General features: G+C 66.9%; 19 protein-coding genes. 10 read left to right on the top strand and 9 right to left on the bottom strand.

Features of this window, described 5'->3' with window-relative positions; all coding sequences use genetic code 11:
- Positions 1-40: 40 nt before the first annotated feature.
- From ACWCOP_RS11020 to ACWCOP_RS11010, 3 genes are all read left to right on the top strand, one after another.
- Entirely contained in the window at positions 41-364 is a 324-nt protein-coding gene (locus ACWCOP_RS11020) for a DUF1476 domain-containing protein (protein WP_478248333.1), read from the top strand.
- Between the two features lie 170 nt (positions 365-534).
- A complete protein-coding gene (locus ACWCOP_RS11015) occupies positions 535-1,824 on the top strand; it encodes an adenylosuccinate synthase (protein WP_478248332.1) in 1,290 nt (429 codons plus the stop codon).
- A 101-nt stretch (positions 1,825-1,925) separates the two neighbouring features.
- Positions 1,926-3,275, top strand: coding sequence for a DUF418 domain-containing protein (locus tag ACWCOP_RS11010; protein WP_478248331.1), 1,350 nt, complete (start codon positions 1,926-1,928; stop codon positions 3,273-3,275).
- A gap of 4 nt (positions 3,276-3,279) precedes the next feature.
- Here ACWCOP_RS11010 and ACWCOP_RS11005 read toward each other — a convergent pair whose 3' ends face one another.
- The 5 genes from ACWCOP_RS11005 to ACWCOP_RS10985 form a co-directional block, all read right to left on the bottom strand.
- Positions 3,280-4,197 carry a histone deacetylase family protein gene (locus ACWCOP_RS11005; RefSeq protein WP_478248330.1) on the bottom strand — a complete coding sequence of 306 codons (918 nt, stop codon included), beginning with the start codon at positions 4,195-4,197 and terminating at the stop codon, positions 3,280-3,282.
- Between the two features lie 114 nt (positions 4,198-4,311).
- Positions 4,312-4,878 (bottom strand): GcrA family cell cycle regulator, encoded by a 567-nt coding sequence (locus tag ACWCOP_RS11000; RefSeq protein ID WP_478248329.1) that lies wholly within the window; start codon positions 4,876-4,878, stop codon positions 4,312-4,314.
- A 323-nt stretch (positions 4,879-5,201) separates the two neighbouring features.
- On the bottom strand, positions 5,202-6,293 hold the full coding sequence (locus tag ACWCOP_RS10995) for an alcohol dehydrogenase family protein (protein WP_478248328.1): 1,092 nt from the start codon (positions 6,291-6,293) through the stop codon (positions 5,202-5,204).
- 143 nt (positions 6,294-6,436) lie between these two features.
- The gene (locus ACWCOP_RS10990) at positions 6,437-8,317 is read right to left on the bottom strand and encodes a ribonucleoside-diphosphate reductase subunit alpha (protein WP_478248327.1); all 1,881 of its coding nucleotides are present in this window, start codon (positions 8,315-8,317) and stop codon (positions 6,437-6,439) included.
- 294 nt (positions 8,318-8,611) lie between these two features.
- Positions 8,612-10,306, bottom strand: coding sequence for an aminotransferase class V-fold PLP-dependent enzyme (locus ACWCOP_RS10985; protein WP_478248326.1), 1,695 nt, complete (start codon positions 10,304-10,306; stop codon positions 8,612-8,614).
- Positions 10,307-10,427: 121 nt separating this feature from the next.
- Here ACWCOP_RS10985 and ACWCOP_RS10980 point away from each other — a divergent pair, with 121 nt between their 5' ends.
- A complete protein-coding gene (locus tag ACWCOP_RS10980; protein ID WP_478248325.1) occupies positions 10,428-10,886 on the top strand; it encodes an Lrp/AsnC family transcriptional regulator in 459 nt (152 codons plus the stop codon).
- 956 nt (positions 10,887-11,842) lie between these two features.
- Here the strand turns inward: ACWCOP_RS10980 and ACWCOP_RS10975 are convergent.
- Positions 11,843-12,223, bottom strand: coding sequence for a TIGR02301 family protein (locus ACWCOP_RS10975; RefSeq protein ID WP_478248324.1), 381 nt, complete (start codon positions 12,221-12,223; stop codon positions 11,843-11,845).
- 10 nt (positions 12,224-12,233) lie between these two features.
- On the bottom strand, positions 12,234-12,677 hold the full coding sequence (locus tag ACWCOP_RS10970; RefSeq protein WP_478248323.1) for an NUDIX hydrolase: 444 nt from the start codon (positions 12,675-12,677) through the stop codon (positions 12,234-12,236).
- Between the two features lie 39 nt (positions 12,678-12,716).
- Here ACWCOP_RS10970 and ACWCOP_RS10965 point away from each other — a divergent pair, with 39 nt between their 5' ends.
- Positions 12,717-13,382, top strand: coding sequence for an SOS response-associated peptidase (locus tag ACWCOP_RS10965; RefSeq protein ID WP_478248322.1), 666 nt, complete (start codon positions 12,717-12,719; stop codon positions 13,380-13,382).
- Here ACWCOP_RS10965 and ACWCOP_RS10960 read toward each other — a convergent pair.
- Entirely contained in the window at positions 13,369-14,682 is a 1,314-nt protein-coding gene (locus tag ACWCOP_RS10960) for an MATE family efflux transporter (RefSeq protein ID WP_478248321.1), read from the bottom strand. The two genes, ACWCOP_RS10965 and ACWCOP_RS10960, sit on opposite strands and share 14 nt — an antisense overlap.
- 106 nt (positions 14,683-14,788) lie before the next feature.
- Positions 14,789-15,778 carry an NAD(P)/FAD-dependent oxidoreductase gene (locus ACWCOP_RS10955; RefSeq protein WP_478248320.1) on the bottom strand — a complete coding sequence of 330 codons (990 nt, stop codon included), beginning with the start codon at positions 15,776-15,778 and terminating at the stop codon, positions 14,789-14,791.
- Between the two features lie 63 nt (positions 15,779-15,841).
- Between ACWCOP_RS10955 and ACWCOP_RS10950 the strand changes: the two genes are divergently transcribed.
- The 5 genes from ACWCOP_RS10950 to ispG all read left to right on the top strand — a co-directional run bounded on the left by ACWCOP_RS10950 (position 15,842) and on the right by ispG (position 19,851).
- The gene (locus ACWCOP_RS10950) at positions 15,842-16,252 is read left to right on the top strand and encodes a thiol-disulfide oxidoreductase DCC family protein (protein WP_478248319.1); all 411 of its coding nucleotides are present in this window, start codon (positions 15,842-15,844) and stop codon (positions 16,250-16,252) included.
- Positions 16,252-17,796 (top strand): FAD-binding domain-containing protein, encoded by a 1,545-nt coding sequence (locus ACWCOP_RS10945; protein ID WP_478248318.1) that lies wholly within the window; start codon positions 16,252-16,254, stop codon positions 17,794-17,796. Before ACWCOP_RS10950 ends, ACWCOP_RS10945 begins: the two co-directional genes overlap by 1 nt.
- On the top strand, positions 17,797-17,952 hold the full coding sequence (locus ACWCOP_RS10940) for a DUF2256 domain-containing protein (protein WP_478248317.1): 156 nt from the start codon (positions 17,797-17,799) through the stop codon (positions 17,950-17,952).
- 182 nt (positions 17,953-18,134) lie between these two features.
- On the top strand, positions 18,135-18,467 hold the full coding sequence (locus ACWCOP_RS10935; RefSeq protein WP_478248316.1) for a UrcA family protein: 333 nt from the start codon (positions 18,135-18,137) through the stop codon (positions 18,465-18,467).
- A 220-nt stretch (positions 18,468-18,687) separates the two neighbouring features.
- The gene (gene ispG, locus ACWCOP_RS10930) at positions 18,688-19,851 is read left to right on the top strand and encodes a flavodoxin-dependent (E)-4-hydroxy-3-methylbut-2-enyl-diphosphate synthase (RefSeq protein ID WP_478248315.1); all 1,164 of its coding nucleotides are present in this window, start codon (positions 18,688-18,690) and stop codon (positions 19,849-19,851) included.
- The last annotated feature ends 66 nt before the right edge of the window (positions 19,852-19,917 follow it).

The raw sequence follows: 19,917 nt of genomic DNA, 5'->3' as shown, positions 1-19,917 counted from the left end.
ACGTCTGGACGAAGAAACCGCAGATTCAGGAGGGTCCGCCATGCCGAGTTTTGACGATCGCGAGAAGGCTTACGAGAATAAATACGCCCACGAGCAGGAGCTGGAGTTCAAGGCGGCCGCGCGCCGCAACAAGCTTCTGGGGCTATGGGCCGCCCAGCTGATGGGTCTTGATGACGCCGAGGCCGCCGAATACGCCAAGGCGGTGGTGAAGGCCGATTTTGAAGAAGCCGGCCACGAAGACGTGTTCCGCAAGATCCGCGGCGATTTCGACGCCCGCGGGATCGAGCAGACCGACCACCAGATCCGCCACAAGATGGACCAGCTCCTGGAAGAAGCCCGCAAACAGGTGCGCGAGCAGAGCTAGGCGCACGGTTCGAAAATACGACAAGCCAGCGAGCCGGAGGATTTTCGTCGGCGCAGACCTCAACGAAACCCCTCCGGCCGCGCGACGTGTCAGCCGCACGCTCTTGATAGCGGCGGCGCGACGCCTTAAGCCTCGCCTCCGGTTTTCACCGTCGTACGGAGCATCCGCACATGTCGAACGTGGTGGTCGTCGGCGCCCAGTGGGGCGACGAGGGCAAGGGCAAGATCGTGGACTGGCTGTCCCACCGCGCCGACCTGGTCGTGCGCTTCCAGGGCGGCCACAACGCCGGCCATACGCTGGTGGTGGACGGGGTGACCTACAAGCTCTCCCTGATGCCCTCGGGCGTGGTGCAGAAAAAGCTCTCCCTCATCGGCAACGGCGTGGTGGTGGACCCCTGGGCGTTCATCTCCGAGATCGAGACCGTGCGCGCCCAGGGCGTGGACGTGACCCCCAAGCTGGTGCGCCTGGCTGAAACCGCTGCGCTGATCCTGCCGGTGCACCGCGAGCTCGACGCCCTGCGCGAGAACCGCGACGACGGCATGAAGATCGGCACCACGCGGCGCGGCATCGGCCCGGCCTATGAAGACAAGGTGGGACGGCGCGCCATCCGGGTCATCGACCTGGCCGACGAGACCCGCCTGAAAAGCCGCGTCACCGAGCTTCTCCATCACCATAACGCCCTGCGCCGCGGCTTCGGCGTGGAGGAGGCGAGCGCCGACGAGCTCATGGCCCAGCTCATCGAGATCGCGCCGAAAATCCTGCCCTATGCCGATCCGGTCTGGAAGACGCTGGATACGGCCATCAATGACGGCAAGAAAGTCCTGTTCGAGGGCGCCCAGGGCGCCTTCCTGGACGTGGACCACGGCACCTATCCCTTCGTCACCAGCTCCAACACCGTGGCCGGTCAGGCCTCGGCCGGCTCCGGCGTGGGTCCGGGCCGCGTCGGCTATGTGCTGGGCATCGTGAAAGCCTACACCACCCGCGTGGGCGAGGGACCGTTTCCCACCGAGCTCACCGACGAGGTGGGCAAGAGAATCGGCGAGCGCGGGCGCGAGTTCGGCACCGTCACCAGCCGCCAGCGCCGCTGCGGCTGGTTTGACGCCGTGCTGGTGCGCCAGAGCGCCAAGATCAACGGAATCAACGGCGTCGCCCTCACCAAGCTCGATGTGCTGGACGGGTTTGACGAGCTGAAGGTCTGCGTCGGCTACAAGCTCAATGGCGAGATGTATGACCGCCTGCCCGCCGGCGTCACCGCCCAGGCGAGCGTCCAGCCGGTCTATGAGACGTTTGAAGGCTGGCAGGGCTCCACCGCCGGCGCCCGCAGCTGGGCCGACCTGCCCGCCCAGGCGGTGAAATACGTGCGCCGCATCGAAGAGCTCATCGAATGCCCCGTCGCCCTCGTCTCCACCAGCCCCGAACGCGACGACGTCATCCTGATGCAGGACCCGTTCAAAACCTAGGGCGGGCCCTGGCGCTCAGATCACGCCGCGCCGTCGCATAATTTCATACCGGCGCGCGCGCCGCTCGTGCTAGGCTTCGTCCGACAGGACGGGGGACTTCCATGAGCGACAATCCGGCCTCACCGGCGGCGGCGGCTTCACCGACAGGGCGGGCCGAGCGCATCGATACGCTAGATATCGTACGCGGGTTTGCGCTGTTCGGCATCTTGCTCATGAATATCGTGGCCATGGGCTTGCCCGGCCAGGCCTATTTCAACCCGGCCGCGCTTGGCGAGCCGACGGCGGCGGAAACCACCACCTGGTTCATCACGCACAGCTTTTTCGAAGGCACGATGCGCACCCTGTTCTCCATGCTGTTCGGGGCGGGCTTCGTGCTTTTGCTCGACCGGCTCGACGCCAAGGGCCTCGGGATGGCCGGCGCCAAGATCTACATGCGCCGCATGCTGCTCCTGATGGTTTTCGGCCTCATCAATATCGGCCTTCTGGCCTGGTATGGCGACATCGTCTTCGCCTACGGGCTGTGCGGCGTTTTCCTGCTGGTGTTCTGGCGCGCCAGGTTGCGCGGTCTCATCGTCTGGGCGGCGATCTTCTTTGCAGCGACGACGCTCATGAATGCGGGCGGGGGCTACAAGCTGGGCCAGCTCACCGCGCCCTATGAAGCCGCCGTCGCAGCCCGCGAGGCCGGGGAAACCCTGAGCGAGGACCAGGAATCGGCCATTGAGGCCTATGAAGACATGACCGCCTACTTCAGCGCCGATCCGGAAGTGATCGCGGAGACTTACGAGACCTATGCGGACGGCTGGCTCGCAGTGGGCGCCAGCAATATGGGCGAGTATTTTGGCGAGTCGCTGGCTTTCTATGCGCCGTTTCACCTGTTTGATCCGCTGGCGGCGATGCTGCTTGGCATGATCGCCTTCCGCATCGGGCTTCTGCAGGGCGCCTGGGGGTGGAAGCCGGTGCTGGCCCTCACCGTGGGGGCGCTGGTGATCGCGGTCCCGGTGAATCTGCGCGAGACGCTGATGATCCAGGACGGCGGCTACAGCCCGGAGGCGATTTTCAACTCGCTTGCCACCTATGATCTGGGCCGCGTCTCCATGGCTCTGGCCTGGCTCGGAGCCTTCCTGCTTTTGTGCAAGAGCCCGCTCTTCGCGCTTCTCAAAGCCAGCGTCGGCGCCGTGGGCCGCATGGCGCTGACCAATTATCTGGGGCACTCGCTCATGGCCGCGATCCTGTTCATCGCCATGGGCTGGTATGGCGAGCTGGCGCGCAACGAGCTGTATATGGTGGTGGCCGCCATGTGGGTGGTGAACATCGTTTTCTCCATGGCCTGGCTCTCCGTCTTCGCCATGGGACCGGTGGAGTATCTGTGGCGCGCCGGAACCTATGGAAGCTGGCCGCGCCTTCTGAAAGGCAAGCCGGCCGCGCCGCAAACGCCGGCGCCGGCGCTGTAGCGCCTCACGCCCAGGCTTGCAGCGCCTCAGCCGCCGCCTCGTGCAGGAAGGCGTGGCGGCGGGCCAGGGCGTCCAGATCGCGTGAATAGCCGCCGCCCAGAACGCCCACCACTGGAATTCCGCGCTTCATCACCGCGTCGAACACCATGGCTTCGCGGGCGCGCAGGCCCTCATCGGTGAGGTCAAGAAGGCCCAGCCGGTCGTCCTGGTGCGGGTCCACCCCGGCGTTGAAGAAAACAAGATCGGGGCGGCTCGCCTCCAGCGCATCGTCCACCGCCTCGCGGGCGATCTTCAGATAGGCCGCGTCGCCGGTCCCGCGCTCCACGCCCACATCCAGGTCGGACATCGCCTTTCGGCGTGGCCAGTTCTGCTCGCAATGGACCGAGAGGGTGAAGACGCTTGCATCGTCTTCAAAGATCCGCGCGGTGCCGTCGCCCTGGTGAACGTCGAGATCAATCACCGCGATGCGCCGGGCGAGCCCTTCGGCCTGGATCAGCCGTGCGGCCACGGCCACATCGTTGAAGACGCAAAATCCCGCCCCGCCGTCGCGGCCTGCATGGTGGCTGCCGCCGGCGGTGTTGCAGGCCGCGCCATGCTCCAGCGCCAGGCGCGCCGCAAGCGCAGTTCCGGCCACCGCGCAGCGCGAGCGCATGGCCACCGGCGCGGTCATTTTAAACCCGATCACCCGCTCCAGCGCCGCCGGCACGCTATTGGTGAGCACCTGGCTCACATACTCAGGCGAATGGGCCAGCTGCAGCCAGGTCTCCGGCGCCGGGGCGGGCTGATGAAATCCGTCAAAATCGGCCACCAGCCCCAGCGCCACGCACCGCTCGGCCACCGCGCGAAATTTTCCCATGGGAAAGCGGTGCGTGGCCGGAACGTCGCGCGCCACATAGGCGGGATGGTGGATGATGGGGAGCATGGAGGCGAACTTAGATGGCCGAAGCCAGAGTTAAAGCCTCAAGTTAAACCCCTCAAAGAAAAGCCCTCGCACGCCTGCGCGCACGAGGGCTTTCCATGTCGAAGGCGGCGGGCCCTAGAAGTTCACCCGCCGGGCGGTCTGCAGACCGTCAAGCACGGCGCGCGCATCGTCGGCGGGCTTGCGCTTGCGCTTGTTCTGCGGCTGGTAGGCGAGCTGGGCGTGGGCTTCGCAATAGGCGGTCCCCAGGCCCGAACGCCGGCCACAGAAGCGGAACTCATTGTCGGACGGGTCGCCGATGGGCCATTTGCACATGCCCTCGCGCAGGGTCAGCACGGTGGCGTATTCGCCGTTGGCCATGCGCTTGGCTTCGGCCGGCGCCGTCAAGGGCGCGGCGGCCTGAACCTCGCGCGACGGGGCTTGCGCAGCGGCGGCGGCGGGTTTCGCCTCGCCCTGAGCCGCTTTTGCCATGGCGGGCTTGGCCGCACGCGGCGTCGCCGGACGGGCCGCCGGGCGGCGGGCCGGGCGCGAGGGCGCGGCGCGGCCCGAAAGCCCCAGCCGGTGCACCTTGCCGATCACCGCATTGCGGGTGACTCCGCCCAGGTGCTTGGCGATCTGGCTCGCGCTCAGACCGTCAGCCCACAATTTCTTCAGTGTTTCCACACGCTCGTCGGTCCAAGCCATGGCGGTGCGCTCCTCGCCTGCTACGCTGTCCATCCACAAAAAAGCGGTCGAATCTGCGAAATCTGACCGCCAGCCCTAGTGTCGGGTTCTTCCTGGAACCCAACATCTTGGGGCGCGACACAAGATAGAGTATCCAACTGGCTTCCGCGCACAAGGTGTTCCCAGCGCGCACCTGTGGATAGATGATTCGATTTCTGCACCCGGCGTGTGGATTTATCAAAAAAGCGCAGCTCCCATGGCGGACTCCGAGTAAGATCGGGGTCTCTGGAGGGGGCGGCTGGCGGGAAGCCTCAAGGGCGCGCTTGGGTCGGAGCGTGCTCGCCTCACGGCGGGATCAGCACGAACTTTCCCATATGGTGTTTTTCCTGAAACGCTGTCTGGGCCTCGGCGATCTGGTCAAGGCGATAGGCGGCCGCCAGCAAAGGCCGGATCTCGCCAGCTTCGATATAGGCGATCAGGTTTGGAAAGACCGGCTCGTCCCAGGCGGTGCAGCCGATCAGCGTGATGTCTTTGAGATAGAGATCGCGCATGTCCAGATCGACGATGGGTCCGGCGATGGCCCCGGACGAGGCGTAGCGCCCGCCGCGCCGCAGCAGTTTCAGCATCGTGGGAAAGCCGGGGCCCGCCACATTGTCGATGACGACATCCACACTGTCCGGGCCGAGCGCGCGCAGCAGATCATCGTCGCGGGTGAGCACCGTGTCTGCGCCAAGGTTCGACAAATCCTCGCGCTTTGACGCGCTGGTGACGGCGATCACTTGAGCGCCGCGCCGCTTGGCCAGCTGAACGGTGGCTGATCCCACGCCCCCGGATGCGCCCTGCACCAGAACACGCCTGCCGGCCTCGACGCCGGCGCGGTGAAGCATGTTCTCCGCGGTGCCATAGGCGCATGGGATCGTCGCCAGCTCGGCGTCGCTCCAGTCACAGTCCACGGCGAAGACTTCGTCCGCAGGGACTTTGACGAATTGCGCAAACGCGCCGTCAAAATCCGAGCCCATCCACACCGTGTCCATCCGCGCAAAGCCGTGTTCGCGCATGCAGGCGCGCACCAGAACGCGCCGGCCGATCAGGCTTTGGCCGCCCCCATCGACACTTTCGCCGACGCTCACCACTTCGCCGCAGCAATCGGTCCCTTGAATGAAAGGAAAGGGCGTCGCCGCGTTCCAGCCGCCATCGGGCCGCTCGCCGTCATCGCTTGTGGCCTGCGTGCCTTGTGTGACCGATGAGGAATACCAGCCGAGCCGTGTGTTGATCTCGGTGTTGTTCACGCCGGCGGCGAGCACTTTCAAGAGCACCTCGCCCGGGCCGGGGACCGGCCGGGGCGCCAGCCTGTATTCAAGCTTGTCATAGCCGCCGGTTCCAGTGGTCACCACCGCCCACATCTGCTCGGCTGCGTCAGCCTGGCGTCCCTGCATCCGCCGTCCTCTTTTGAATGCTTGCGGTTTTTCCAAGTGCAACCGGCCAGGCCGCGCCCGTCCGCCTCACCGTCTGTGGGCGCGGTATAAGAAAAAGCCCCGGCCGTTTCCAGCCGGGGCTCGTCTTGTCCGCGCCGCGCCGCCTATTGGCAGGCGAGGCATTCGTCGTAATCGGTGGGCGCGGCCTGCTCCATGCTGGTCACGATGTCGGACTTGTCGCTGGAGCCGGCGTAGGCGGCGCGCTGGATTGATTTGGAGCGGCAGTAATACAGCGACTTCACGCCGCGCTCCCACGCCGTCCAGTGCAGCATGTGCAGATCCCACTTATTCACGTCGCCGGGCAGGAAGATGTTCAGCGACTGGGACTGGCAGACATAGGGCGTGCGGTCGGCGGCGTGCTCGATCACCCAGCGCTGGTCCAGTTCAAACGCGGTCTTGAACAGCGCCTTCTCGTGCTCGTCCAGGCACTCCAGATGCTGCACCGAGCCCTCATGCTCCAGGATGGAGGACCACAGCTCCGCGGTGTTCTCGCCCTTCTCGTCCAGCACTTTTTCCAGATACGGGTTCTTCACGGTGAAGGAGCCCGACAGGGTCTTGTGCGTGTAGACATTGGCCGGGATCGGCTCGATGCCCGCGCTGGTGCCGCCGCAAATGATCGAGATCGAGGCGGTGGGCGCAATGGCCAGCTTGTGGGAGAAGCGCGCCTTCACCCCGTTCTCGGCCGCGTCCGGGCAGGCGCCGCGCTCTTCGGCCAGCTTCACCGAGGCTTTGTCGGCTTCCTGGCGGATATGCTGGAACAGGCGCTTGTTCCAGGCCTGGGCCATGGCGCTTTCAAACGGCACGTTCATCTGCTGCAGGAAGGAGTGGAAGCCCATCAGGCCCAGACCCACCGAGCGCTCGCGGAAGGCGGAGTATTTGGCGCGCTCCATCTCGTCGGGCGCGCGGTCGATGAAGTCCTGCAGCACGTTGTCGAGGAAACGGAAAATGTCCTCGATGAAGCGCTCGTCATCCTTCCACTCGAGATATTTCTCGGCGTTGAGCGAGGACAGGCAGCACACCGCGGTGCGGTCGATGCCCATATGGTCGACGCCGGTGGGCAGCATGATTTCCGAGCACAGATTGGACTGGCGCACCTTCAGGCCCAGCTTGCGCTGGTGGGCGGGCAGATTGTTGTTCACCGTGTCGGAGAAGATGATGTAGGGCTCGCCGGTCTGCAGGCGCAGCTCCAGGATTTTCTGCCACAGCTTGCGCGCGCTGATGGCCTTGACCACTTCGCCCGATTTCGGCGAACGCAGATCGAAGTCCTCGTCGGCGCGCACCGCCTCCATGAAGGCGTCGGTGATGTTCACGCCGTGGTGCAGGTTCAGGCTCTTGCGGTTGAAATCGCCCGACGGCTTGCGGATTTCCAGAAACTCTTCGATTTCCGGGTGGTGCACGTCCAGATACGCCGCAGCCGAACCGCGGCGCAGCGAGCCTTGCGAGATCGCCAGGGTGAGGGAGTCCATCACCCGGATGAAGGGGATGATGCCCGAGGTCTGACCGTTCTGGCCGACTTTCTCGCCGATGGAGCGCACGCCGCCCCAATATGTGCCGATGCCGCCGCCATTGGAGGCCAGCCAGACGTTTTCCGTCCAGGTGCCCACGATGTCGTCCAGGGAATCGGCCACCGAGTTCAAAAAGCACGAGATCGGCAGGCCGCGCTCGGCGCCGCCATTGGACAGCACCGGGGTGGCCGGCATGAACCACAGGCGCGACATGTAATCGTACAGGCGCTGGGCGTGCTCGATATCGTCGGCGTAGGCCGTGGCGGCGCGGGCGAACATGTCCTGATAGGACTCGCCGGGCAGAAGATAGCGATCGACCAGGGTCTTCTTGCCGAAATCGGTCAGAAGATCGTCGCGCGAAGGATCCGTGACCACCTTTTCGACAAGGCGCAGATTGACCGCTTTCGGCTTGCCGCGCGGCCCCTCTGCAGGGCGGGCGCCGGCCGGGCTCGTCGAATGGGCGTTATCAAAAGGCGTCATGTCTTCGTCCTTCCAGCTGCGCACAGCTTGGGTGTCTGCGGTGGCGCTAACCCCCGCGCGCGGCGTGAGAAAACCTATTTGTGGTGCACGGCCCCCGAGGAACCGCAACATATAGTGCTCGCGGTGGTCCGGGCCGTCAACGCCCCAAACCCGCTCAAACGCGCTTTTTTGGTAAAGAAAGTCTTACCTCAAAACCGTCCGCGCCCGGAGTCGTTAAGGACTCTGGACGATGGGTAAACCTGCTTTTCCTGTGGATAGATGACGGCCGGACTGCAGCGTCTTTTACGAACCGTTTTACGCGCGATCGGGCGCGTTGCTCACCTCAAGCGCGGCGTAGCGGGCGAGACCCGCATGGCGGCTGGCAATGACGGCCCGCACCGGCTCGAAGGCCCGCGCCTCGGCCAGCGATTTCGCCGCGATGAGCGAGTCGGCCATGAGCCTCGCGCCGCCGCTATCGCTCACCAGCCGCGTGTCGCAGCCGGGGCGGGTCCAGGCGCCGGTGCGTGGTTCGAATCGGTAGAGCGAGGCCAGCCGATCGCCGAACCGCGCCAGCTGCGCCACCGCCTCGATGAGATACTCGCGCTCGGCCGCGCTCATGGACCAGTGCAGGCTGACCCGCACCCAGCCGGGGCGCAGCCCCGCATATCCGTCCAGCACGGCGGCCCGGTGCGCCTGCGTCTCGTCGCCGGTAAGCCCCAATATATGGTGTCCATAGGGCCCGGCGCAGGAACAGCCCGCCCTTGCCTGAATCCCGTAGAGATCATTGAGCAGGCGCGCGGCGAGCTTGGGGTGGAGCGGATCACCGCCGCCAGGCCGCAGGATCAGGCTCACCAGCCCGATTCGCCGCAGCGGATCGGGCGAGCCCAGAATCTCCACGCCCTCAAGGCTCGACCAGGCGCTTAAGGCCGCCTCCAGATGGGCGTGCTCGCGCGCTTCAATCTCGTCCCAGCCGACACGGCGCAGGAGATCCAGCGCTTCGGCGGTTCGCAGCGCCTGGGGCAGGCCCGGCGTCCCGGCCCGCTCGCGCGCCTCCATGTCGGCGATGAAATCATGGCTGTCCGGCGTAACATAGCGCACCGTGCCGCCGCCGCTCACCGACGGGGCGAGATCGCCGCGATAGAGCGCCTTGGCGATCACCAGCACGCCGCCCGCGCCCGGCCCGCCGATCATCTTGTGGGGTGAGAACGACACCGCATCCGGCGCCGCGTCCGGGTCCTCAGGGCTCATGTCGACGGGCAGATAGGGCGCGCTCGCCGCCGCATCGAGGCATAATATGGCGCCGTTCGCGTGGAGCAGGCGCGCAAGCGCCGCCACATCGGTCTTCACCCCCGTGACGTTGGAGGCCGCCGAGAACGCGCCGATCTTGCGCCGCCCCTCAAAGCGGGGCTCGGCGAGCTTTCCCGCCAGGTCCTCAAGATCAATCCCGCCGTCCTCGCCAAGACCGATGGAGACGGTCTCCGCCAAGCTTTCACGCCAGCCCAGTTCGTTGGAATGGTGCTCATAAGGCCCGACAAACACCACCGGCCGCGCCGCCATGAGGCTTTCCCGCACGGCGTCTCTAAGGGCCGGGTCCAGCGTCTCTTCCAGAAACGCCCGCGTCGCCGGGGGCAGGGCCACGCCCAGAATCGCCTGCAGGCGCGCAATCGCCCCGGTGGCGCCGGCGCCGTCCAGGATCAGCGCGTGCTCCGCGCCGGCGTTCACCGCCCGCTTGATCCGCGCACACGCGCCGTGCAGCGCCGCCGTCGCCGCGCACCCGGTGGCGCTGTCTTCGTTATGGGGGTTGGCGTAAAGCGCCAGCTGCGCGTCCACCGCATCGTCCACCAGCGCGCAGGGCCGGCCCGACGCGCCGTAATCGGCATAGATCAGCGGGCGCGCGCCAAACCCCGTCTCGATGACCGCATCCTGCCCGCGAATCGCCGTGCGCACCGCCTCCACGGTCAGGCGCGCAGTATCCGATGCGATGGGCGAGATGGCGGCGGGCGAGGTCATGGCGGTCTCTCTCTGGCGTGATCGCCATCCTGCCATGGCCGATGGGGAGAGTGTCGCCAATTTTCATGGACTTCTGGTCAGTTTCTGGTGATTTTCACCACGATTAATGCTGGAGGAAAATATGGATGACTATGACCGCGCCCTATTGAGGGCGATTCAAACCGACGCTGACCGCACGGTCCAGGAGCTCGCCGACGCCATCGGCCTGTCGGCGACGCCCACCGCCCGGCGTCTGAAACTGCTGGCCGAGCGCGGGCTGATCGAAAAGACGGTGAGCCTGTTAAGCGCGCAGGCTTTGGGCCTTCGCACCACACTGTTCATCTTCGTGCGCACCAGCCGCCATGACGAAGCCTGGCTGAAGCAATTCTCGCAAGGCGTCGCGCGCATGCCCGAAGTGGTGGAATTCTACCGCATGGGCGGCGAGATCGATTACCTGTTGAAAATCGTCCTGCCGGAAATCAGCGCCTATGACGCGGTCTATAAACGCCTGATCGCCGTGGCCCCCCTGGCCGACGTCTCCGCAGCCTTCGCCATGGAGGCCATCAAGAACACCACTGAATTGCCGATTCCGTCTAGCTAGTCGGGTCCCGGTTTCATCCCCGGACAAAGGTCCGGGGGGAAGACCGGGATCTACAGCGCTCAAAGAATTAAACGCTKGACCAGCCCCGCCGCCGGCTCRGCGTTTCACGGGTCGAGCGCCGCAGATCCCGGTCTCGCCCCCGGCAGACGCCGGGGATCGAACCGGGACCCGATGTCTCTGATGTTTTTCACCNTCACCGGKTCCCGGTTTCATCCCCGGACGAAGGTCCGGGGGGAAGACCGGGATCTACAGCGCTCAAAGAATTAAACGCTKGACCAGCCCCGCCGCCGGCTCAGCGTTTCACSSGTCRAGCGCCGYAGATCCCGGTCTCGCCCCCGGCAGACGCCGGGGATCGAACCGGGACCCGATGTCTCTGATGTTTTTCACCTCACCGGKTCCCGGTTTCATCCCCGGACGAAGGTCCGGGGGGAAGACCGGGATCTACAGCGCTCAAAGAATTAAACGCTKGACCAGCCCCGCCGCCGGCTCAGCGTTTCACGGGTCGAGCGCCGCAGATCCCGGTCTCGCCCCCGGCAGACGCCGGGGATCGAACCGGGACCCGATGTCTCTGATGTTTTTCACCNTCACCGGKTCCCGGTTTCATCCCCGGACGAAGGTCCGGGGGGAAGACCGGGATCTACAGCGCTCAAAGAATTAAACGCTKGACCAGCCCCGCCGCCGGCTCAGCGTTTCACGGGTCGAGCGCCGCAGATCCCGGTCTCGCCCCCGGCAGACGCCGGGGATCGAACCGGGACCCGATGTCTCTGATGTTTTTCACCNTCACCGGKTCCCGGTTTCATCCCCGGACGAAGGTCCGGGGGGAAGACCGGGATCTACAGCGCTCAAAGAATTAAACGCTGGACCAGCCCCGCCGCCGGCTCAGCGTTTCACCCGTCAAGCGCCGTAGATCCCGGTCTCGCCCCCGGCAGACGCCGGGGATCGAACCGGGACCCGCCTTAATCCAGATACTGGCGGCGGAGCTGCTCGCTCAGGGCGGCGCCGCGGGTGGCGAGGCGGCGTTCGGCCAGCTCGGCTTCGGCGCCGCAGCGGGTGCGGCTTCTCTGCTGGGACTGGAAGCCTTCATTGAAGCTGGCGATCAGCCGGTCGCGGTGGCCGCCGCGGGTGGGCGCTTCGTGTTGCAGCAGCTCCAGCATGGTGTCGCGCCAGACCTGGGCGTCGCGGCCCGAGCACGTGTAGTCGATATAGTGCAGCTCGCCGATCACGCCGGCCAGCGCCTCCACCGGATAGGGATCGGCGCTCTGGGCGAGCGCGGGCGCCGCGCAGACGGACAGGGCGAGGGCGGCGAGGGCGGATTTTGCGGATCGGATCAGGGCCATGGCTGACGATCTAGCTCTGCTTCGCGGCGGGATTTTGACCAAGCACCGCGCGCGACGCGTCCAGCGCCTGGCGGGTCTTGTCCCAGTTCAGCGCTTTCAGCGCGTCGTCATACCCCATGAAGCGGGCGTCGCGTGCGTCATCGCCGGCGCGCGGCTCGCCGGCGAGCCAGCGCGCGGCGTAGTCGACCATGACGAAATGACCGTGCTCGCTGATGTTTTCGAACACGTCGATGAGGCCGACGATCCCGGCGGTGGTTCCGGTCTCCTCCAGCAATTCGCGATGGGCCGCCGCCTGCAACGCCTCGCCGGGCTCCACGCGGCCGCCGGGCACCGACCACTGGCCTTCAAAGGGCGGTTTGCCGCGCCGGATCAGCAGCACCTCCTCGCCGCGCCACACGACGAGGCCGACGCCCAGCGTGATTTTGGGCGCGGGGGCGGCGTTTGAACCGGTCACCGGCTTGACGCGCGGACGGGGCGGGGGAGAGTCGGTGTCATGTGCGGACGCTACGTCATTTCCCTCACCCTCGACCAGCTCTCCGGCCTGTTCGAGATCCCGGAGTCCATCAATGGCCGGATCAATCTGGCCGCCAACTGGAACGCCGCGCCGACGCAGGCGCTTCCCATCGTGCGCCGGGGGCGAGAGGGAGACATGCGCCTGTCCCAGGTGCGCTGGGGGCTGGTCCCCCACTGGTCGAAGACCGGGCCGGACAGCTCAAAACCCCTGATCAACGCCCGCGCCGAAACCGCCGCCGAGAAGCCCACCTTCCGTCAGGCCCTGAAGCGGCGGCGCGCGCTGGTCCCGGCGGACGGGTTTTATGAATGGGCGAAAACCGATGACGGCAAGCAGCCTTACTTCATCACCCGCACCGACGGCGCGCCTTTGGTGTTCGCGGGGCTGTGGGAGCGCTGGGGGGAGGGCGATGAGACGGTGGACAGCTTTGCGATTCTCACCGCCGCGGCCAACGCCGACATTTCTCACCTGCACCATCGCTGCCCGGTGATGATCGCGCGCGAGGGATTTGCAGACTGGCTGGACCCGGACACCGACCCGCAGCCCTTTCTGGTCCCGCCCGCCGATGGGACGCTCACCGCGCGCAAGGTCTCCACCCGCGTCAACAAGGTCGCGGAGAACGACGAGTCGCTGCTCAATCCGCTTTGATCATGTCCCGCTTCAGGCCCGGCAAGCCCACCGCAAGCGTGAGCGCGCGCGCCGCATAGTAGAGCAGGAAAGCGAGCCAGAGCCCGCTGACGCCCAGCAGGGGCCGCAGGGTGAAATCCAGCGCCAGATAGATCGCAAGCGCAGCCACCATGGCGTTGCGCATCAGGGCCCCTTGCGTCGTGCCGATCATCAGCCCGTCCAGCTGCCAGCTGGGCCAGCCCACGATGGGCACCAGCGCGCACCAGATAATCGCCGCTTCGGCGGCGGCGCGCGCCGCCGGATCGTCGGTCATGGCGGCGATGAAGCTCTGCCCGGCCAGGAGAAAGCCCAGCCCCAGCAGCAGCGCGCACGCGGCGGCGAGCTCGCTGGTGAGCCGGAAGGCGCGTTTCAGGCGCGGCCAGTCTTTCGCGCCGGCGGCCCGGCCGGTTTCGGCCTCGGCCACATGGGCGAAGGCGTCCAGAAAGAAGGCCGAGACCGAGATGAACTGCAGAAGGATCGCATTGCCCGCCAGCACGTCCGCGCCTTCGCGCAGGCTGGCCTCGTTAAACCAGTAGAAGCCTGCAAGGAGTGCGAGCGTGCGCAGGAAGATGTCGCGATTGACCGCGAACAGGCGGATCAGGCGTCCGCGGTCCAGAAGCTGGGCGCGCCCCGGCCTTGAGCGCGCTTTGAGAACGCCGAACGCGATGACGGCGCCGGCGGCGAGCTGGATCCACTGGGCCAGCGCGCTGGCCGCGCCGACGCCCGCGACGCCGAGATCCAGGCCCAGAACAAACCAGAGCGAGAAGCCGGCGTTGGCTGCATTGAGCACGATCTGCAGCACCAGCGCGCGGCCGGTGAGGCCCAGCCCGATGAGCCAGCCATAGAGGGCGAATCCGGCAAGCGCCGCCGGCGCGCCCCAGATGCGGGCGTCGAAATAGGCGCGCGCCCCGGCCTCCACCTCCGGCCCGCCGGAGAAGGCCATAAGGATCACCGGCGCCAGCACGCCTTGCAGCATCAGCAGGATCAGGCCCAGCGCCGCGCCCACGCCTGCGCCGCGCCACAGCACAGCGGCGGTCTCGCCCGGCTCGCCCGACCCGTCGGCCTGGGCGGCGAGCGCCGTGGTGCCCATGCGCAGAAAGCCCAGCGACCAGTAAAGCGCGTTGAAGATCAGCGTGCCCAGCGCCACCGCCGCGATGGCCTGCGCCGAGCCGGTATTGCCGATGACCGCAAGATCCACCAGCCCCACCACCGGCGTGGCGATATTGGCGCCCATGATCGGCGCCGCGCGCTTTAGAAGCGCCATGCGGGTGAGGCCGGGCATGGGCGCACGCGGGGGGCCGGGGGAGGGGCTGGGAGGGGAGGCGGGGTCGGTCATGGCGCGGACTTAGCGCGCCCGGCGCGGTTTGTCTGCGGGGGCTGGCGATAGCTCAGTCCCCCGCGAGCGCCTCACCCAGAGCTTCGCCGGACGTCCAGGCGTGCTCGGCGCGGCCGCCAAGGCGCCAGTCGCCGCCGGCGCCCACCGTGCCGGTTTCATCCAGGATCATTGCCGAGCCGGCCGCTGTCTTCACCTGGGCGTAGCGCCAGCGATGGGCGGCGCTGTAAACCGGCGCCGGCATGGCGAAGCGCACGAACGCCTCCTCGCACAGCAGGCGCGCCACCGTGTCCGGATCGTCCTCCAGGAGCCCCGCCGACCAGTCGGGCGAGGCCTGGATCACGATGGCTTCTTGCTCGTCGCGCCCCGGACGGCTGGCCATGCGCGTCATCCATCGGATCCCGCCGCCATAGATCTGCGCGCCGTCGAACCCCGGCTCGAACGGTGCGTCCAGCAGCGCCATCACCGTCCAGCACGGCGTGATCTCCACGGCGTGGGCGGCGGTGATGATCTCTGGAAAATCACCGTCGGAAAGGGCGAGAAACTCAATCAGCTGCTCCGGCGGCAGGGTAAGGGCGACCCGCTCGAACGGGCCTTCGGTGCGGCCGTCCTCGAACACCACCGTCCAGGCGCCGGGCCGGCCCTTCAGCTTGCGCGCCCGGCGGCCGAACTGCGGCTCCAGACCTTCAAGCGCCGCGCGAACCAGCGTGTTCATGGCCGGCGCGCCGACCCAGCGCGGCTTGTCGCGCAGAAGCTCCAGATTGGCGTAGCGATCAATGGAGACCAGGCGCCCGGTCCACAGCGCCGCGTGGCCCTGTTGCTCGGCGTTCTCCAGGAAGGTCTCAAAGCTTTGCGTCTGGGCGGTGACGAACTGCGCGCCGTGATCAAAGCGCACCTCGCCCAGCGGGGTCTGCACGCGCTTGGTGGACATGCGCCCGCCCGGCCCGCGCCCCTTGTCGAACAAGACCGGCTCGGCCCCGCCCGCCTTGAGGCGGCGCGCCGCCGCCGCGCCCGCCAGTCCCGCTCCGATCACCGCTGCGCGCATGTGCTCTTTCGCCCCTGTGCGATGGCCCCCGCCCGCTCTAAGTCTCTCCATATGGAGTCGAAAATGCAAAAAACGACTGAACAAGAACAGCTAACGCGCGATGAACCGGGCGGGCAAGACGGCCCCACCGTGTTTTACGACGGGTCCTGCCCGCTGTGCCGGGCCGAGATCGGGCTTTATCAACGCCTCAACGCGCAAGCCGCGTTCGTCGACATCTCCAATGGCGAGGGCGCGCCGGAGGAAATCGGCTGCGCCGCAGCCATGAAGCGCTTCCATGTGCGCCGCGCTGACGGGGCGCTGCTCTCCGGCGCGGCTGCGTTCGCCGAGCTGTGGAAGGCGACGCCGGGGTTCTGGCGTCCGCTGGGCCATGTGGCCGCGCTGCCGCCCTTTGTCTGGATCGGCGAGGGGCTCTACCGCGTCTTTCTGCTGATCCGGCCCTCCATCCAGCATCTGGTGCGCGCCAGGGCGAATTGATGTCCGCCGAAATCGTCTGGTTCAAGCGCGATCTGCGCGTCCATGATCACCGCCCCCTGGCCGAGGCGGCGGCGACCGGGCGCCCGGTCATCTGTCTTTACGTGATCGAGCCGCAGCTCTGGGCGCTGCCCGAATATTCCGCGCGCCAGTACGCCTTCCTTTGTGAGACGCTGGAGAGCCTCGACACGGCCCTGAAAAAGCGCGGCGCCCGCCTCACCGTGCGCGTGGGCGAGGTGGTGGACGTGCTGGACGCGCTCCACCGCACAGGGCCCGTCAGCGCGTTACGCGCCCATGAGGAGACCGGGCTCGCCTTCACGTTTGAGCGCGACAAGGCGGTGGCGCGCTGGGCGAAAGCCAACGACGTCGCCTTTATCGAGCATCCCCAACACGGCGTGATCCGGGGACTAAAGAGCCGCAATGGCTGGGCGAAGCGCTGGGACGCCTTCATGGCCGAACCCGCCGCGCCCGCGCCCTCGCGCATCGCCTGCGCAAGTCTCACCGGCGAGGCGATCCCCGAGCCGGGGGCGCTGGGCCTTGCGAGCGACCCCTGTCCGGGCCGCCAGCAAGGCGGACGCACGGCCGCGGTGGAGGATCTGCGCAGCTTTCTCACCACGCGCGGCGCCGGCTATCGCCGGGCCATGTCCTCACCGCTCACCGCCTTTGACGCCTGCTCGCGCCTCAGCGCCCCTCTGGCGCTGGGCGCGCTCTCCATGCGTGAGGCCTATCAGGCGGCGGGCCGGGCGCTGATCGACAAGCGGGCGGCGGGTGAGACCGCCTACGCCCAGTCCATCGACAGCTTCATCTCGCGCCTGCACTGGCACTGCCATTTCATCCAGAAATTTGAGGACGCGCCCTTCATGGAGACGGCCGATCTGCATCCCGCCTATCGCGGCGCGCGGCCCGATCCGGACCCGGCGAGCCTTGAGGCCTGGATCGAGGGGCGCACCGGCCTGCCGTTTCTGGACGCCTGCATGCGTGCGCTGGCCCACACGGGATGGCTCAATTTCCGCATGCGCGCCATGGCGGCTTCGGTGTCGAGCTATCATTTCTGGACCCACTGGAAACAGCCGGCGCAGAGGCTGGCCGCCCGCTTCACCGATTTCGAGCCGGGCATTCATTACCCCCAGATGCAGATGCAGTCGGGCGTCACCGGCGTGAACACGCCGCGCATCTATAATCCGGTGAAGCAGGGCCATGATCAGGACCCGTCCGGCGTCTTCATCCGCCGCTGGATCCCGGAGCTCAAAGCGCTTCCCGACAGCTTCATCCATGAGCCCTGGCGCGCGCCGGAGGGTGTGCTGGAGCGCGCCGGCGTGACGCTGGGGAACACCTATCCCCATCGCCTGGCGGACCATGAGATGGCCGCCCGCCAGGCCCGCGCCCGCATCGGCGCGATCCGAAAAGGCGAGGATCACAAGGCCGCCGCCGACGCCATCCAGCAAAAGCACGGCAGCCGCAAATCGGGACTGAAGGCCACCGGCTCCGCCGCCAGCCGGCGCAAGGCGAAGGCCGCCGATCCGGCCCAGACGCGGTTTGATTTTTAGATGGCCAAGAACGTCAATCGCGGGCGCAAGATCGCCAAGGCCGACCTGCCGGAGAAAATCTGCGCCGCCTGCGGTCGGCCGTTCTCCTGGCGCAAGAAATGGGCGCGCGACTGGGACCAGGTGAAGTACTGCTCAAAGCGCTGCGGCGGCGCCTAGCGCCTGGCGGGCTCCGCCAACTCGCCGCACATTTACCGTAAGATTGCCGTTTCGACACGGGCGGGACAGCGTACGGCAATGTGGCGCGCGCCACTCTCTCATCCATGGGTTCGCAGCAAGAGGCGCGGCGCTGAATCGCTCCCGGGCGGACCCTTTGGTCGAACTAAAGAGAGGTCACCGCCATGAAACGCATCAACGCCCTGATTCTGCCGATCGCCGCCGCTGCGGCGCTGGGCGCCTCGGTCTCCGCCGTCGCGCAAGACGCACCGCAGAGCGCCGTGCATTACAAGATGAGCGAACTCACCACCGAAGCCGGCCGCACTGCGGTCCTCCAGCGCCTTGAAGCCGCCTCGCGGCGGGTCTGCCAGGTCCCGTCCCGGACGTCCCTCGAGATGCGTCGCTTGCAGCGGATCTGCATCGCCGACGCCATGGCGGACGCCGAGCGCACCTTCGCGCAGAACGTCGCCGCCGCCGAGCGCGACGGCCGCATCCAGCTCGCCGACTCGCGCCGCTAGCGCACGGATCAGTCCGTCCTTCGATCGTTCCCCGAATGACGGCCCGGCGGCGCCCCAAAGCCGCCGGACTTGAAGGCCCCGCCGCCCGCCCCCTCGCGGGCCGCGGGGCCTTTTTTTCCACGCGGGCTTCTCCCATTCAGAGGCCGGTTTCATCCTTCCCCCTCGCGTCGCGCCGCCATCCGTTCTATATCCAGACACAAGCGCTTGAGACGAGGCCGTTATGGGTATCGAAGACCACACCCGGGTACGCCCCTGGCGGATGATCGACCGGCGGACCAGCCGCAAGATCCGTGTCGGGTCGGTGGAGGTCGGCGGCGACGCGCCGATCAGCGTCCAGTCCATGACCAACACCCTCACCAGCGACGCGCGCGCGACGCTGAACCAGATCCGCGAGCTGGAAGAGGCGGGCGCCGACATCGTGCGCGTCTCCTGTCCGGACACCGACAGCACCGCAGCCTTCAAGACCATCGCGCGCGAAGCGAACGTCCCGCTCGTGGCCGACATTCATTTCCACTACAAGCGCGGCATCGAGGCCGCCGAGGCCGGCGCGGCGTGCCTGCGCATCAATCCGGGCAATATCGGCTCAATGGACCGGGTGCGGGACGTGGTGCAGGCGGCCAAGGATCATGGCTGCTCCATCCGCATCGGCGTCAACGCCGGCTCGCTGGAGCGCCATCTTCTGGAAAAATACGGCGAGCCGTGCCCCGAAGCCATGGTGGAGAGCGCGCTGGAGCATGTGCGCATCCTGGAAGATCTCGATTTTCACGACTACAAGATCTCGGTGAAGGCCTCTGACGTGTTTCTCACCGTCGCCGCCTATCAGGCGCTGGCCGAAGCCACCGACGCGCCGCTGCATCTGGGCGTCACCGAAGCCGGGGGCCTGCGCACCGGCGGCATCAAGAGCGCCATCGGTCTGGGCTCATTGTTGTGGGCCGGCATCGGCGACACGATCCGCGTCAGCCTCTCCGCCGATCCGGTGCAGGAGATCAAGGTCGGCTACGACATCCTCAAGTCTCTTGGCCTGCGCACCCGCGGCGTCAACATCATCTCTTGCCCCTCCTGCGCGCGTCAGGGCTTTGACGTCATCAAGACGGTGGAGGCCCTGGAAGAGCGCCTGGAGCACATCTCCGAGCCGATCTCGCTGTCGATCATCGGCTGCGTCGTGAACGGCCCCGGCGAGGCGGCCTACACCGATATGGGCTTCACCGGCGGCGGCGCCGGCTCCGGCATGATGTATTTCGCCGGCAAGGCCGAAGAAAAAATCTCCAACGAAACCATGGTCGAACGCATCGTCGAAGCGGTGGAAGACAAAGCCGCCCGCATGAAGGCGGAGCGCGAAGCGGCTGAAGCGAGCGCGGCGGCTGAAGCGAGCGCGGCGGAGTAGGGGCGCTTTTCGTTCGGCCTCCTCAAGGTCGAGGTTTCAAGCGCCGCCGTCGCCATCCAATCCATT

The sequence above is a fragment of the Apolloniradiicaulis salifontis genome, assembly GCF_053756655.1.
This window is presented reverse-complemented; position numbering and strand designations above follow the sequence as displayed.

Excerpts from the sequence above, each read along its gene's own strand:
- ACWCOP_RS10965 (WP_478248322.1), top strand. The coding sequence starts at position 12,717 with ATGTGCGGACGCTACGTCATTTCCCTCACCCTCGACCAGCTCTCCGGC.
- ACWCOP_RS11000 (WP_478248329.1), bottom strand. The coding sequence starts at position 4,878 with ATGGCTTGGACCGACGAGCGTGTGGAAACACTGAAGAAATTGTGGGCT.
- ACWCOP_RS11010 (WP_478248331.1), top strand. The coding sequence starts at position 1,926 with ATGAGCGACAATCCGGCCTCACCGGCGGCGGCGGCTTCACCGACAGGG.
- ACWCOP_RS10985 (WP_478248326.1), bottom strand. The coding sequence starts at position 10,306 with ATGACCTCGCCCGCCGCCATCTCGCCCATCGCATCGGATACTGCGCGC.
- ACWCOP_RS10950 (WP_478248319.1), top strand. The coding sequence starts at position 15,842 with ATGCAAAAAACGACTGAACAAGAACAGCTAACGCGCGATGAACCGGGC.
- ACWCOP_RS10975 (WP_478248324.1), bottom strand. The coding sequence starts at position 12,223 with ATGGCCCTGATCCGATCCGCAAAATCCGCCCTCGCCGCCCTCGCCCTG.
- ACWCOP_RS10960 (WP_478248321.1), bottom strand. The coding sequence starts at position 14,682 with ATGCCCGGCCTCACCCGCATGGCGCTTCTAAAGCGCGCGGCGCCGATC.
- ACWCOP_RS10945 (WP_478248318.1), top strand. The coding sequence starts at position 16,252 with ATGTCCGCCGAAATCGTCTGGTTCAAGCGCGATCTGCGCGTCCATGAT.
- ispG (WP_478248315.1), top strand. The coding sequence starts at position 18,688 with ATGGGTATCGAAGACCACACCCGGGTACGCCCCTGGCGGATGATCGAC.
- ACWCOP_RS10940 (WP_478248317.1), top strand. The coding sequence starts at position 17,797 with ATGGCCAAGAACGTCAATCGCGGGCGCAAGATCGCCAAGGCCGACCTG.
- ACWCOP_RS10980 (WP_478248325.1), top strand. The coding sequence starts at position 10,428 with ATGGATGACTATGACCGCGCCCTATTGAGGGCGATTCAAACCGACGCT.
- ACWCOP_RS10935 (WP_478248316.1), top strand. The coding sequence starts at position 18,135 with ATGAAACGCATCAACGCCCTGATTCTGCCGATCGCCGCCGCTGCGGCG.
- ACWCOP_RS10955 (WP_478248320.1), bottom strand. The coding sequence starts at position 15,778 with ATGCGCGCAGCGGTGATCGGAGCGGGACTGGCGGGCGCGGCGGCGGCG.
- ACWCOP_RS10995 (WP_478248328.1), bottom strand. The coding sequence starts at position 6,293 with ATGCAGGGACGCCAGGCTGACGCAGCCGAGCAGATGTGGGCGGTGGTG.
- ACWCOP_RS10990 (WP_478248327.1), bottom strand. The coding sequence starts at position 8,317 with ATGACGCCTTTTGATAACGCCCATTCGACGAGCCCGGCCGGCGCCCGC.
- ACWCOP_RS11005 (WP_478248330.1), bottom strand. The coding sequence starts at position 4,197 with ATGCTCCCCATCATCCACCATCCCGCCTATGTGGCGCGCGACGTTCCG.
- ACWCOP_RS11020 (WP_478248333.1), top strand. The coding sequence starts at position 41 with ATGCCGAGTTTTGACGATCGCGAGAAGGCTTACGAGAATAAATACGCC.
- ACWCOP_RS11015 (WP_478248332.1), top strand. The coding sequence starts at position 535 with ATGTCGAACGTGGTGGTCGTCGGCGCCCAGTGGGGCGACGAGGGCAAG.